Here is a 14475-nt window from a genome sequence, read left to right on the forward strand (position 1 = left end):
AATGAGTAACGCGTATATTACTCTGATAAGCTCGCTGTTTGTGCAGTATTGCCAGCGCGCTTGTCTTGTGCAAGAGCAACGTCTTGTTGGCTTTCACCTAAGCTTTTTTCAAGGCCCGTAGCGATGGCGTGTAAAGCGTGTGAGCTGTCGGTGTTGCTGATTTCAGCTAACATAGATTGTAAATTTGCTTCGATTTGTTCTGTCACATACATAGAAGTAAGATCGAACTCTTGAGCGAAAGTGGACTGACTGAATACTAATGCAAATAAACTGCTTAAAACTAAATTTTTACGATTTTTCATCATTATCACCTAAAGTATATTAATGTTATATGTAAACATATTTATCTAATTGTTAAATAAATACGCATATTGTTAACCCTTGTTTTAAAAGGGTATTTATCTTTGACGGATTAAATAATATACAATTATTGCGCGTTATAAAAATGACAATAAGTATGGTTATGGATTAGAAAAACTAATGATGGTACGCTTAGCTGATATTCCTCAAATGCAGACGTTATGAATCGTAGGTTACCACCACTTAATGCACTTAAAGCCTTTGAAGCGGCTGCTCGGCATTTGAGTTTTACCCGCGCTGCAGATGAGTTGTTTGTGACGCAAGCCGCAGTGAGTCATCAAATCAAATCACTAGAAGAATTTTTATCGATGAAACTCTTCATGCGGAAAAATCGCTCTTTGTTATTAACGGAAGAAGGTCAGGGGTATTATTTAGATCTCAAAGATATTTTCCAAGCGTTGCATGAAGCAACCCAGCGGTTACTTGCGAGAGGTGAAAAGGGCGCTATTACAGTGGCATTACCACCGAGTTTTGCTATTCAATGGCTTGTACCGCGTTTAAATCAATTTAGCCAGTCAAACCCTGATATCGATATTCGCATTAAAGCCGTTGATTTTGACGAGGGCTTTTTAACGGACGATGTAGATGTCGCTATTTATTATGGTCGTGGCAAATGGCCGAATGTATATGCCCAAAAACTTCATACTGAATATTTGACGCCGGTATGCTCACCACTGCTTTTCCAAGGGCAGAAGCCGTTGGAAAAACTATCTGACTTAAAGCATCACTTATTGCTCCATGATTCATCAAGAGAAGCATGGAAAAACTGGATTAAGCATTTTCATATATCCGGTGTGAACGTTAATCAAGGCGCCATATTCAGTCACTCAATGCTGGTATTACAAGCGGCCGCATTAGGCCAGGGTATCGCTTTGGGTCACAGTGTGCTTGCGCGCCCTGAGATTGAATCTGGGCGCTTGGTTTGCCCGTTTGATGAACGCCTGATTGCCACCAATGCTTATTATGCTGTGTGTCATCAATCACAAGCTGAATTAGGTAAAATAGTGGCGTTCTTGCAATGGCTGCAAAGCCAAGTAGAAGATGAGCAGGAGAATGATGATTTTAACGGATAACGCACAAGCGCCTATTGCCCACTTAATATTAGCCCATGGTGCTGGGGCAGGTATGAACAGTGATTTCATGGAGACGGTGGCAAGGTTATTTGCTAACCGCCACGTGAGCGTTACGCGATTTGATTTTGAATATATGCAGAAAGCTGCATCATTAAACCGTCGTCAGCCACCGGATAGAATGCCTAAACTACAAGCATATTTCGAGCACATTATTGCGTCATTAGAGTTATCGGTGCCGCTTTTTATCGGTGGTAAGTCTATGGGCGGTCGCGTCGCATCCATCTTGTTAGATACATCACCAGCAGCAGGGGGAATTTGTTTTGGCTACCCATTTCACCCTCCCGGTAAGTTAGACAAACTAAGAACAGCACATTTAGAAGTGCTACAAAAACCATTATTTGTCGTTCAAGGTAGCCGCGATACTTTCGGCACCCAAGACGAAGTGAAAAATTATTTGTTGCCTAATAATATTGAAACGCATTTTTTAACCGATGGTGATCACAGCTTTAAGCCACGTAAGCGTTCAGGATTCACCCAAGAGGCGCATATTTTGGAAGCGATTAACGCAAGCGTTGCGTTTATTGAGCGACAGGTAGCCTAATATAGCGCTCTCAACGAAATGCGTTATTGACGTAGTTCTTAATGATGAATAGCCAGGTGTGAAAGGAAAGTGAAATGAAGATTTATCTTGTGATTGGCACTGTGAGTGCGATGCTTGCCGTTATACTCGGCGCATTCGCCGCTCATGGTTTGAAAAATCAATTGTCGGAGCCGCTTTTAGCGGTGTTTCAAACGGGCGTTCAGTATCAGATGTACCACAGCTTAGGGCTTATTTTGTTGGTATTAACAGCGCAATTTATGCCGAGTGCGCAGCTTGTATGGTCAGCTGGATTTATGAGTGCTGGCATGGTGCTTTTCAGCGGCAGTTTATATTTATTAGCCATTACAGGTATTAAATGGTTCGGGCCAGTGACACCCCTTGGTGGGCTTTGTTTTATCATTGCGTGGGGTTTATTTATTTTTGCAGCATTCAAAGGATTAAAATTGTAGATGGCTGGATTAGCGTTATATTGTCGTACGGGTTTCGAGAAAGATTTAGCCAATGAAGTCTTAGAAAAAAGCGCTGCGCTGAATGTTTACGGTTATCCTGAGCTCAAAGCCAACAGTGGTTTAGTACTTTTTCATTGTTATCAAGAACAAGATGCAGACGCATTAGCCAAAAGATTGCCTTTGTCTAGCTTGATATTTGCCCGCCAGCTTTTTGCTTTTAGTGAACGCTGTGAACAGTTAGACACCAATGATCGTATTGGACCAATTTTAAACGGCTGCATTGAGTTTCCCGAATGCGGGGAATTACGTGTTGAACATGCTGACAGCACTGAAGGGCGCGAAATTTCAAAGTTTTGCCGAAAAATAAGTGTCCCTCTGCGCCAAGCCCTCAGAGGTAAGCGCATTTTAACCCCGTTAGAGCGCAGCAATTTACCCGTGTGCCATGTATATTTTGAAGACAGCACTACCGCAATTGTTGGGTACTCTTATCCCGACAATAATTCACCACACCCATTAGGCATTTTACGTTTAAAGTTTCCAAATGAGGCGCCTAGTCGCTCAACGTTAAAACTTGATGAAGCATTTCAATTATTTATCCCCAAAAAAGAACACGGTAGACGCTTGTCCGGGGGATTACACGCAGTGGATTTAGGCGCTTGTCCAGGTGGCTGGACTTACCAACTGGTTAAAAGAGGGATGTTTGTCGAAGCGGTTGACAATGGCGCGATGGACGAAGCATTGATGGCGACAGGCCAAGTTCGTTACTGTCCAGAAGATGGTTTTAAATTTCAGCCGCGCAAGAATAACGTGTATTGGTTGGTATGCGACATGATTGAGCAGCCACAGCGCGTTGCTAAATTAATGGCAACGTGGATTGCGACTAAGCGCTGTGAAGAAACGGTGTTTAACCTTAAGTTACCGATGAAAAAACGTTACGAATCCGTTAAAGAAGCATTGGAAATCATCGATCAGTGTATTGATCAACATCGCGCTGGGCCGTATGATCTGCAAGTTAAACACTTGTATCATGATCGAGAAGAGGTAACCGTTCACCTAAGGTTGAAAACGTAGTACAGCGAATTACTTATAGGTAACGAAACTTTACACTATAAAAAACAATAAGTTATAAGTATTGTGTAAGCTGATGATATGTTGAGCTCGCTGAATTAAACAGTGCGTAGATGTAAGCGATCAGTATAATAATGAACAGAACATAGACAGTAGTGACATTAAATGAAGAACATTGAAATAGAAGATGATTTATACGCCTATATAGCGTCACAAACGCAGCATATTGGTGAGACGGCCTCAGATATTCTGCGCCGTTTGGTTATGCCAGAAAACACAGTTGTAAAAACGGTCGTTGCGCCTAAACCAAGCACGACAACAAAAACGCCGACAGGGGATGTATTTAGTCAAATTACCACAAAAGATTTGCTTGAATACCCCAAGATGGTCGAGCGTTTTCTAAAGATTTTGTCAGTTCTGGAGAGCATACATGGCTCTCAGTTCGACGAAGTACTCACGTTAAGTGGCAGAAACCGCGTTTATTTTGCAAAAGATAAAGAAACGTTGTTGCAAGCCAGTAGCGTGACAAACCCAAAACAAATCGGTGAGTCCGCGTTTTGGGTCATGACTAACAATAATACAGCTAAGAAAGCGTCGTTAATTAAAGAAGTCGCAGAAGTATTAGGTTACAACGCGAACGATAGTCAACGCTTAGCCGCATTATTTGCACCGGAATTATATGAAGACTAACTAAAGGATCTACATGGCTATTCACTCAGAAGCAGGTAAACCCGCGTCACAAGAACAACTCGTTAACGTTGCGCATTTAATTAGTGCCTATTACAGCAATAAACCTGATAAAAGTGACGTCAGCCAAGGGGTAACGTTTGGTACATCAGGGCACCGTGGAAGTGCATTTAAAAACACGTTTACCGATACCCATATTGCGGCAATTAGCCAAGCATTAGCTGAATATCGCACGGCTAATAAGATTTCTGGACCTATGTATGTAGGTATGGATACCCACGCTTTATCTGAAGCGGCCTTCACCACTGCTATTGAAGTGCTCGCAGCGAATGAAGTCAATTTGGTAGTGCAACAGGACCGAGGTTACACGCCAACGCCTGTTATTAGCCATGCCATTCTTGATTACAACGAAGGAAGAACGTCAGCCTTAGGGGATGGCGTGGTCATTACACCGTCGCATAATCCCCCAGAAGACGGTGGGTTTAAATATAATCCACCGCATGGCGGCCCCGCCGACAGCGATGTAACGAATCAAATTCAAGCCCGGGCCAATGAATTAATTCAAGGTGACTTGCAAGATGTTAAGCGTATGCCTTATCAAATTGCATGCGATACGGGCTTAGTGCAAGAAGTCGACTTTGCTGATAACTATATTAATCAGTTGGATCAAGTTATCGACATGCAAGCTATTGCTGATGCTGGGTTAAAACTGGGAACAGATCCTTTAGGTGGTGCGGGTTTACATTACTGGGAGAAAATAGCCAAACGTTATAATTTGGATATAGAAGTCGTTAACCAAAAGGTCGATCACCAATTCGCTTTTATGCGCCGAGACAAAGACGGCAAATTGCGTATGGATTGTTCATCACCTTATGCCATGGCTGGCTTAATTGATTTGAAAGATCGATTTGACTTGGCTTTTGGTAACGATCCAGATTTTGATCGCCACGGTATTGTGACGAAAACAAACGGATTGATGAACCCAAATCACTACCTTGCAGTGGCAATAGATTACTTGTATTCACACCGCAAAGATTGGCCCGCGGGTTTGAAAGTGGGAAAAACACTGGTCTCTAGTAGTATGATTGACCGCGTAGCACAGGATACGGATTTAACCGTGGCAGAAATGCCGGTTGGTTTTAAATGGTTTGTGCAGGGGCTACTCAATAGTGAAATTGGTTTTGCGGGTGAAGAAAGTGCCGGCGGTATCTTCTTGCGTCGCAACGGTAAGCCATGGGCGACGGATAAAGATGGCATTATTTTATGTTTGCTAGCGGCAGAAATACTTGCGGTAACGGGTAAAGATCCAAGTGAACATTATCAAGCCTTTACTGAAAAATTTGGCGCTCCTTTATATACCCGTATCGATGTTGCAGCCACACACGCGCAGAAGCAAGCCCTGAGCAAAGCTGATAAGAATGCAATTACATCAACTGAGTTAGCAGGTGAGCCTATTGTGTCGATTCAGACCCATGCAGCAGGCAATAATGCGGCTATCGGGGGGGTTAAAGTCGCGACTGAGAATGGTTGGTTTGCTGCACGCCCATCGGGTACCGAAGAAATTTATAAAATATACGCTGAGAGCTTTAATGGTGAAAAGCATTTACACCTTTTGATCGAAGAAGCACAGAATCTCGTGGCGCGAATATTTGAAAGTGTCGATTAAAAAAAGTTTGTTTATTTTATGTTATCAATAATGAAGTGATTTGTTGTATAGCCATTTAAGCAAGGCGGTTGAATACGTATTCAGCCGCCTTTTTTGTTTTGTTAACGTATTTTTAACAGAAAACTGTGCTTTTTCCTGCTAAAACTATCTCAAGTTTATTTTTGTAATTTTATTACGGTTTGTAATAGCTGCATGTTAACCATATTTTAACAAATGAAGATGAGATAGCATTATGACAACGAAAAGCCCTAAACGAGCAACGGTCAAGCAAAAAGCCAGTAAGACAGCTTCGGCTAGTTCTGTGCCTTTAAGTAAAGCTGACCTTAAAGCATCAATTGTTAAGCACTTACATTGTTCCTTAGGGACAGATGAAAACAAAGCAAATAACCACGCATGGTGGAAAGCCACATGTGCCTCTGTTCAAGAGCATGTTTTAGAAGGCTTGCGTAAAACGCAGAAGTCTCATTACTTAAACGATACTCGTGCGGTGCATTATTTTTCCGCTGAATTTTTGATGGGCCGTTTAATGTCAAATAACCTGCATAATCTGGGTTTGTTTGATGCAACCGAAAAAGCTCTAAATGAACTTGGGGTCAATCTCACTGATATTATGGAAGAAGAGCCTGATATGGCCCTTGGCAATGGCGGGTTAGGGCGTTTGGCTGCTTGTTTTATTGACTCTCTGGCCACGTTAGATTTGCCTGCTGTTGGGTATGGCTTACATTATGAACACGGTTTGTTTCGCCAAGAAATAAAAAATGGTGAGCAAATTGAAAGACCGGATAGCTGGCGTGATTATGGCAACCCGTGGGAAATTTGTCGTCCTGAATCAATTCAAGATATACCGTTATTTGGCTATGTAGAAACAAAATACGGTGAAAATGGCAGGATCAATAAAGAGTGGCATCCAGGCTCTATTGTTAAGGGCCTGCCTTGGGATATCCCCGTAGTGGGTTATGGCGGCAAAACCGTCAATGTTTTACGTTTATGGCAAAGCCAAGCATCAGATTATTTCAACTGGGATGTATTTAATGCAGGTGGGTATGTGGATGCCCAGAAAGAAAATGTGCAAGCCGAAACCATTTCCAAAGTACTGTACCCGAATGACGAAACGGATGCGGGCAAGGACCTGCGCCTCATTCAGCAGTACTTTTTTAGCGCATGCTCACTGAAAGATATTATTCGCCGCTATAAACGAGCCCATGGAGATGATTGGAGCCGTTTCGCGGACCAAGTGGTGATTCAGTTAAATGATACTCACCCTGCGGTAGCGATCCCCGAGCTGATGAGAATATTAATCGACCGAGCCGAACTAGATTGGGATTACGCGTGGAGTATCTGTAGCAAGACGTTTGCTTACACGAATCACACCTTGTTGCCTGAAGCCCTTGAGAAATGGCCTGCACGTATGTTTGAAAGAATTTTACCGCGTCATTTAGAGATTATTTATGAGATTAATCGCCGATTTATGGATGAAGTTGAGGCTGTTTGGCCTGGGAATAACGACATCAAACGCAAGTTATCTATCATTGAAGAGGGTCCCGATAAGATGGTGCGTATGGGGAACCTGTCGGTTATTGGCTCTTTTGCGGTCAATGGTGTAGCGGAAATCCACTCGGAATTGGTTAAAAAAGATCTGTTCCCTGAATTCAATCATATGTGGCCCAATAAGCTAACTAATGTTACCAATGGCATTACGCCCCGGCGTTGGTTAAAAGCGTGTAATCCTGCGCTATCTAAACTGATTGATAGCAAGATTGGTGCTGACTGGCCGTTAAATTTAGATAAGTTACAGGGCTTAACTGAATATGCTGATGACGCGAAATTTAAAAAACAGTTCATGAAGATCAAGCGTGACAACAAGGAGCAGTTGGCCAAAGAGGTATTTGCACTTACCGGTGTGGAAATAGACCCTGATGCGATATTTGATGTGCAGATTAAACGCCTACACGAATACAAGCGTCAACACTTAAACCTTTTATACATTATGGCCTTGTACCGTCGTCTGTTGGAAAATCCCAATTACGATATGCACCCTAGAGTATTTTTATTTGGTGCAAAAGCAGCACCTGGATATAAATTAGCTAAGGATATTATCTATGCCATTAATAAAGTGGCTGAAAAAATCAATAATGATGCGCGGGTTAACCATAAACTGAAGGTCGTATTTTTGCCAAACTATCGAGTGAGCTTGGCAGAGAAAATGATCCCTGCGGCCGATATCTCTGAGCAAATATCAACCGCCGGGAAAGAAGCATCGGGTACAGGTAACATGAAGTTATCGTTAAACGGCGCTTTAACTGTTGGTACGTTGGACGGTGCAAATATCGAAATTGCTGAAGAAGTGGGTGATGAGAATATTTTCATTTTCGGCTTAACTGTGGATGAAGTAGAAGCGCTTGATAAGAAAGGGTACAACCCATTTGATTACTACGATAATAACCGCGAATTAAAAGCAGTACTTGATTGGCTAGACAGTGACTATTTCACTCCTGGAAAACCGGGGGCATTATCGTCGTTAAAACGCAGTATGTTAGAAGGGGGGGATCAATACAAAGTCCTTGCTGATTTTGTGTCTTACAGTGAAGCTCAGTCACTTGCTGATAAAGCATACAAAGACACGGACAAATGGGCGAGAATGGCGATCCTAAATACTGCCAAGATGGGGAAATTTACCTCAGATCGGTCTATAAAAGATTATGTAGAGCGTATTTGGAAGCTTGATCCATGCAAAGTTGAGTAGTATTAATGCTTTCTTACCTTTAAAGGGGGAATGGCTTTAACCCCAGCCATTTTCCTGTAGACTATTACGCTATATGTAAGGCTCTAACGCTGTTTAGGGCCTTTTCCTAATCAAAAATAGACACTCAGTGTCAGAAGTATTTGGGGTTGATTTATTTGCATGAAGCCTGTTCATGATTCATTGCGAACGTTACCTAATCGTCATATTTTTTTAGAACAGATTGACGTTATGCTAAAACGCAATCCTCATCATTCTATGTTGTTGATTGATGTAGTGCGTTTTTCCGATGTCAGCAGTAGCTTTGGCTATGAATTAGGTGATGAATTACTGCTCACAATAGCAAATAGAATCAGTTATTTGTTTACTGGCCATCACGCCCATTTGGGTCGCATAAGCGGAGATATATTTGGCTTGGTGATCCCAGGCAAATTTAGTCAAGTTCAACTTCAGCGCTTTTATATCCATCTTATCGAACATTTTAAAACACCTATCGCTGTTGGTGATCATTCCTTCATTGCTGATTTTAATGTGGGTGCCGTTTCTAATGAAGAATCTGAAATTGCCGCAAGCCAGTTTTTCACTCGTGTAGAAGCCGCATTAAAGCAAGCCAAGCAAAATCGTTACGATAACTTTTGCTACATGAGCCTCGTCGACAAAACAGATAACAGTCGCTCTATTACCCTCAAAGCAGATCTTAAACGGGCGTTGTCGCACCATGAACTAGAGATTTATTATCAACCGAAAGTCAATTTACGCACGCTTGAAATAGTCGGAGCCGAATGTCTATTGCGCTGGAATCATCCGCTGGACGGCGTACTGTTTCCTGGTGCACTCATTGAAGCCGCTGAGTCATATAACATGATGAACGAGATGGGCTATTGGGTACTTGAAGCGGCTTTTAAAGGTGTAAAAGAATTAGCTGCGGCCAATGTCCGCCTGAAACTTTCAGTAAATATGTCGCCTACCCAGTTATACGACCCGCATTTTGTGGATCAACTCGCTGAATTTGCTCGGGTCCATGAGATTGACCTTGGACAAATTGAAATTGAATTGACAGAAGATGTAGCGCTGTCTAACTCGTTTGTGGTGACGTCACAATTAACCCAAATTCGAGCCTTAGGTGTGTCAGTCGCCATTGATGATTTCGGGAAGGGATATTCAAATCTTGCCTATATGCGCAATATTGAGCTTGATACCATAAAAGTAGACAAAACATTTGTGATGGAATTGTCTGAAAGTCCAATCAATAGAGCGGTAATTGAAGCATCAAAATTGATCGCCACCGCAGCGGGTTGTGAATTGGTTGCAGAGGGAATTGAAAATATTCATCAATTACACGTTTTACGAGAGATTGGAGTGATGGAAGGCCAAGGCTTTTTGTTTTCACCTGCTATTCCCATAAACGATTTTATTAGGCTAACTCAACAAGAGTTGATCGTTGGAAATTCTCACGCGCGTTTGTCGCAAGTAGGGAATGCAGTGGAATAGCGACTACCGTGGAATAGTGGCAATAACGCTATAACCAGCACTGCAGAACAAAATCTCAATTTTTGTATTCTAGCTCATCATAGTAAATTCGTACGATTCGGCTTTAATATCGTACCTTGAAGAGATGATTATTAAGCTTTAAATGCGCAAAAGGCAAAGTATGTACACTTCAGAAACACACCAACTTATGAGTAAATTAGCAAGCGAAGGCCAATTTCTGTCACTGTCGCGACGCTCACCCGAGTTATTTACAAGTGAAAAAAAACCGCTTGAGTTCACCTTATCCAATGGTACTTTAGTGCATATTGCCGGACCGGGAATCATTGCCTTTACGCCAGAAAATAAAGGCGATAAGGCAATTATTTTATCCTGTGGCATTCACGGCAACGAAACCGCTCCAATTGAGATATGCGACCAATATGTGGTAGATATTTTGACTTGCAAATTGGTACTTGGGCATCGGGTATTGTTTATTTTTGGTAATTTACCGGCTATGGACAAAGCCACACGCTTTGTTGATGAGAACTTAAACCGTTTATTTAGCCAAGCGCATAACAGTGCCTCGGTGAACCAAAATGGTTATGAATGTAAACGGGCAAAAGAATTAGAAGTGGCGGTTGCTCAGTTTTTTAACGCTTCGCTGTCTAATAAAGCTCAGTCATCTAATACAAGCCGGCAAAATGATGAAACGCGTTACCATTACGATCTTCATACTGCCATACGCCCTTCAAAGAATGAAAAATTTGCGGTCTACCCATATTTGCATGGCGAATCACACAGTAAAGAACAGTTAAGTTTTTTGCTGGCCTGTGGTGTCGACACCTTCTTATTATCCGGTAGTTCTACCACTACCTTTAGTTATTACAGCTCGCGTCAGTTCAATGCTCATGCGTTTACGGTTGAGTTAGGAAAGGTACAGCCGTTTGGACAAAATGATATGTCGCGCTTTGCTGCAGTGACAGAGACGATGAAACGTTTCATTTGCGGACAAACCATTGAGGCAAAACCGTTTGAAAATAAGGACATGTTAATTTACAAAGTTAATCAAGTGATTAATAAACATGCAGATGATTTTGTTCTCGAGTTTTCTGATGATTTACCGAATTTTAGTACCTTTGAAAAAGGAGCGTTATTAGCCCGTGAAACAGGTGCTGAGTATCGCGCTCAATACGATGGAGAAGCGGTGGTATTCCCAAATGCCAATGTCGCAATTGGCCAACGCGCGATATTAACGGTTATTCCAACGACACTGGTGTAAACGTAGAAACAATAAAATGTATTTGTTACAAATATGGATGTAATGAACGCACGTTACCGCCATATTTTTGCTAACGTAAAATAGGTCAAATTGATTTAATAAGGATAATAAAAATGATTATGACAACCACGCCTAACATTGAAGGTAAAAAAATAGAACGCTATTGCGGTATCGTAGTGGGTGAAGCTGTTATGGGCGCCAACGTGTTTCGTGATATTTTTGCTGCTATTCGCGATGTGGTCGGTGGCCGTTCAGGTGCTTACGAAGACGAGTTAACCAATGCGCGTCAAATTGGTTTCAGAGAGTTGGAAGCAGAAGCTCGCTCTATGGGAGCTAACGCAGTGGTTGGTATCGATATCGACTATGAAGTCGTAGGAAAAGGCGGCAGTATGCTGATGGTCAGTATCAGTGGCACGGCAGTAAGTTGCTCCGATATTTAATTGACGACGGAACAACTAGCAAGATAGCGCTTTTTTGTCCTAGGCTGAACACGCGTTCAGCCTAGTGACATTCAATCCAGTACAACGCTTGTTTAATATGCGAAGAAGCGTTTATTTCTTCCCCCAATCATCATCATCAAAGTTTTTATTGTTATCTTTGCTAGGCTTCGGCAATTTCTCTTTGGCAGTTTGATCCAACAACATAATATTGCCAACAATAAACCCCAACACCACGACAATAATGGCAACAACTATCCAAATATTCATTTAATCACCCAGTGATGTTTTCACGCTCTGTTGGCGTGCCCTGATTCAGTATGTACCTGCGATATATTGTTGGCAACTGTTTAAGCACCACTTCTTTGCCTTCAATATGTTTCCCCAACAGGCACTCTTTTAGTGCATCGCAGCTCATTGCATTTTGCATCTTCTCAGCCACAGGCTGGAAGCTTAAATGCCAAGGCTCGACTGACACCCCGCCTGTGTATTGTCGATAAGGGCGATAAAAACCAAAATCAGCGGCAAAACGATCTAACCACTGGTTAAGCGCAAAACAGGGGCCGTTTTCAGCATATTCGGAGGGAACAAGCTGGAGTCTTTGCCCTGTTTGTTCAACACGAGGACGATCATAAACATCGAGATCAGTGCCCCAGTGATGGCGACTGCCACCAGGTAGGGCAGACCAGGTTAATATTGCATGCAGCTTTTCTTCGGGCGTAAGTGTTGCTGGGTCGAGCAGTTTCCCACTAGAAGAATACAAGGGGCGCAAACCTTGCCATTTGTTGTTCCAAATGAGCTGTTGGCGTGAAAAATCGCGAAAACCACTGGCGATATTTATGTCAATTTTATCCAGCTGTGCGGCACGTTGTATAGACTGAAAGGCTTTAAAAGTAAGTACTTCAAGCCTATGTCCGTCTTGCGCCTCGCATAAGTGCGAGGCGTCAGTTCCTAGTACATGCCCGATCAAGATCAAGCCAATAACCTTTGCAGTATGCCCTGGTAAATTTTAGCAAGTTGCGCTAAATCTTTGATATTTACGTTTTCGTCAATTTTATGGATGGTCGCGTTTACAGGGCCCAACTCGATCACTTGGGCTCCGGTTGGTGCAATGAAGCGCCCGTCAGACGTGCCTCCTGCAGTTGACAGTTCTGTTTCTCGTCCCGTCACTTCTTTTATTGCCTCTTGGGTTGCTTCAACTAATTTCCCTGAGTCAGTTAAAAAAGGCTGACCGTTGAAGGTCCAATCGATTTCGTACTCAAAGTCATACTTATTAAGTATGGCGGTAACCCGCTCGATAAGTTGTTTGTCAGTCACTTCGGTTGAAAAACGGAAGTTAAAACAGGCGGTTAGATCACCAGGGATGACGTTGCCAGCCCCCGTGCCTGAATTGATATTGGATACTTGAAAACTGGTGGGCGGAAAAGACGCGTTGCCATTGTCCCAATGGGTTTGAGCTAATTCTGCAAATGCCGGTGCTGAGAGGTGGATTGGGTTTTTCGCCAAATGAGGATAGGCCACATGGCCTTGCACGCCTTTAATGACGATATCGCCTGTAAGTGAACCACGACGGCCATTTTTGACCACATCCCCCACAAGTGTTGTGCTTGATGGCTCGCCCACTAAGCACCACGTCATTTTTTCATTGCGCTCTTCAAGGGTGTCTATTACTCGAGTGGTACCATTGATAAACGGGCCTTCTTCGTCGCTGGTGATCAAAAATGCAATCGACCCTGAATGTTCCGGAAATTGGGTGACAAATTCCTTAGTTGCTACCAGCATAGCGGCTAGACTGCCTTTCATGTCTGCTGCACCACGCCCGTATAACTGTCCTTCGTGCTGGGTCGCCTCAAATGGCGGAAACGTCCACTTTTCAGCAGGCCCACTGGGCACGACATCAGTGTGGCCGGCAAAGCAAAACACAGGATCACCTTTGCCCTTGCGTGCCCACATGTTTGTGGTGTCTTCGAACACCATAGTTTCAATCTCGAAACCTAGCGGAGCTAAGTAGTCAGCCATTAACTGTTGGCAACCGGCATCTTCTGGGGTCACAGATTGGCGGTTAATTAATTCTTCGGTTAGGGCTAATACTTCACAACTCATTTGAATATCTCTTGGTATTGGGTGTCTTTGAAACCAACAATATGCTGGTCATTATGGATAAGAAGTGGGCGTTTAATCATCGCCGGGGCCTCAAGCATTAACTCACGTGCCGTTTGTGCGTTGAGGTTTTCTTTTTGCTCATTGGATAATTGACGAAAGGTGGTACCACGTTTATTCAATAAGGTCTCCCATCCGACTATTGCTTCAACTTCTTCAAGCCATTTTGCATCAATGCCGTCTGCACGATAATCATGAAACGTGTATTCAACATCATTTGTACTTAGCCACTTACGTGCTTTTTTTATCGTGTCACAGTTTTTAATTCCGTACATGGTTGTCATGAAACTACTCGTTATTCTCATTAATTTGCTCAGCCGCTAACTATAGCGAGACACACAGGGTAGGGTAAAGAGTAAACCTATATTAGCGCGTAATTGCTGCATGGATAATAACCATGCGTTTTACTTTCAGCACATTTTTCGCTTTCTTAGTACAAATGATTTTGCTGAGCTGTAAGTAGCGACCTTTTAATTTCGATTTTG

General features: G+C 42.7%; 15 protein-coding genes. 10 read left to right on the forward strand and 5 right to left on the reverse strand.

The window, feature by feature from the left end:
• Positions 1-17: 17 nt before the first annotated feature.
• On the reverse strand, positions 18-302 hold the full coding sequence (locus FX988_RS01825) for a hypothetical protein (protein ID WP_160178074.1): 285 nt from the start codon (positions 300-302) through the stop codon (positions 18-20).
• A gap of 219 nt (positions 303-521) precedes the next feature.
• Here FX988_RS01825 and FX988_RS01830 point away from each other — a divergent pair, with 219 nt between their 5' ends.
• The 10 genes from FX988_RS01830 (at position 522) to FX988_RS01875 (ending at position 11833) form a co-directional block, all read left to right on the forward strand.
• Positions 522-1433 carry a transcriptional regulator GcvA gene (locus FX988_RS01830; RefSeq protein ID WP_160178075.1) on the forward strand — a complete coding sequence of 304 codons (912 nt, stop codon included), beginning with the start codon at positions 522-524 and terminating at the stop codon, positions 1431-1433.
• Positions 1417-2034: an alpha/beta family hydrolase gene (locus tag FX988_RS01835; protein ID WP_160182059.1), complete on the forward strand. Its 618-nt coding sequence runs from the start codon at positions 1417-1419 to the stop codon at positions 2032-2034. The genes FX988_RS01830 and FX988_RS01835 overlap by 17 nt, the downstream gene beginning before the upstream one ends.
• A 74-nt stretch (positions 2035-2108) precedes the next feature.
• Positions 2109-2483 carry a DUF423 domain-containing protein gene (locus tag FX988_RS01840; RefSeq protein WP_160178076.1) on the forward strand — a complete coding sequence of 125 codons (375 nt, stop codon included), beginning with the start codon at positions 2109-2111 and terminating at the stop codon, positions 2481-2483.
• The gene (gene rlmM / locus FX988_RS01845; protein ID WP_160178077.1) at positions 2484-3554 is read left to right on the forward strand and encodes a 23S rRNA (cytidine(2498)-2'-O)-methyltransferase RlmM; all 1071 of its coding nucleotides are present in this window, start codon (positions 2484-2486) and stop codon (positions 3552-3554) included. It begins immediately after the preceding gene.
• 162 nt (positions 3555-3716) lie between these two features.
• A complete protein-coding gene (locus tag FX988_RS01850; RefSeq protein ID WP_160178078.1) occupies positions 3717-4241 on the forward strand; it encodes a Negative modulator of initiation of replication in 525 nt (174 codons plus the stop codon).
• Between the two features lie 13 nt (positions 4242-4254).
• The gene (gene pgm / locus FX988_RS01855; RefSeq protein ID WP_160178079.1) at positions 4255-5904 is read left to right on the forward strand and encodes a phosphoglucomutase (alpha-D-glucose-1,6-bisphosphate-dependent); all 1650 of its coding nucleotides are present in this window, start codon (positions 4255-4257) and stop codon (positions 5902-5904) included.
• A gap of 232 nt (positions 5905-6136) precedes the next feature.
• On the forward strand, positions 6137-8647 hold the full coding sequence (locus FX988_RS01860) for a glycogen/starch/alpha-glucan phosphorylase (RefSeq protein ID WP_160178080.1): 2511 nt from the start codon (positions 6137-6139) through the stop codon (positions 8645-8647).
• Between the two features lie 159 nt (positions 8648-8806).
• Positions 8807-10135: a putative bifunctional diguanylate cyclase/phosphodiesterase gene (locus FX988_RS01865; RefSeq protein WP_160178081.1), complete on the forward strand. Its 1329-nt coding sequence runs from the start codon at positions 8807-8809 to the stop codon at positions 10133-10135.
• Positions 10136-10295: 160 nt separating this feature from the next.
• Positions 10296-11393 (forward strand): succinylglutamate desuccinylase, encoded by a 1098-nt coding sequence (astE, locus tag FX988_RS01870; RefSeq protein ID WP_160178082.1) that lies wholly within the window; start codon positions 10296-10298, stop codon positions 11391-11393.
• A gap of 113 nt (positions 11394-11506) precedes the next feature.
• Complete coding sequence (locus tag FX988_RS01875; protein WP_160178083.1) at positions 11507-11833, forward strand: heavy metal-binding domain-containing protein; 327 nt, start codon at positions 11507-11509, stop codon at positions 11831-11833.
• A 111-nt stretch (positions 11834-11944) separates the two neighbouring features.
• Here the strand turns inward: FX988_RS01875 and FX988_RS01880 are convergent, their stop codons facing one another.
• The 4 genes from FX988_RS01880 to FX988_RS01895 are packed head-to-tail and all read right to left on the reverse strand — an operon-like array spanning position 11945 to position 14274.
• Positions 11945-12100, reverse strand: coding sequence for a DUF2897 family protein (locus FX988_RS01880; protein ID WP_160178084.1), 156 nt, complete (start codon positions 12098-12100; stop codon positions 11945-11947).
• A 4-nt stretch (positions 12101-12104) separates the two neighbouring features.
• Positions 12105-12806, reverse strand: a complete 702-nt coding sequence (locus tag FX988_RS01885) for a M15 family metallopeptidase (protein WP_160178085.1) — start codon at positions 12804-12806, stop codon at positions 12105-12107.
• Complete coding sequence (gene dapE, locus FX988_RS01890) at positions 12803-13933, reverse strand: succinyl-diaminopimelate desuccinylase (protein ID WP_160178086.1); 1131 nt, start codon at positions 13931-13933, stop codon at positions 12803-12805. The genes FX988_RS01885 and dapE overlap by 4 nt, the downstream gene beginning before the upstream one ends.
• On the reverse strand, positions 13930-14274 hold the full coding sequence (locus tag FX988_RS01895; RefSeq protein ID WP_201751622.1) for an ArsC family reductase: 345 nt from the start codon (positions 14272-14274) through the stop codon (positions 13930-13932). The genes dapE and FX988_RS01895 overlap by 4 nt, the downstream gene beginning before the upstream one ends.
• Positions 14275-14475 lie beyond the last annotated feature (201 nt).

This window comes from Paraglaciecola mesophila (assembly GCF_009906955.1).
GTDB classification, from domain to species: domain Bacteria; phylum Pseudomonadota; class Gammaproteobacteria; order Enterobacterales; family Alteromonadaceae; genus Paraglaciecola; species Paraglaciecola mesophila_A.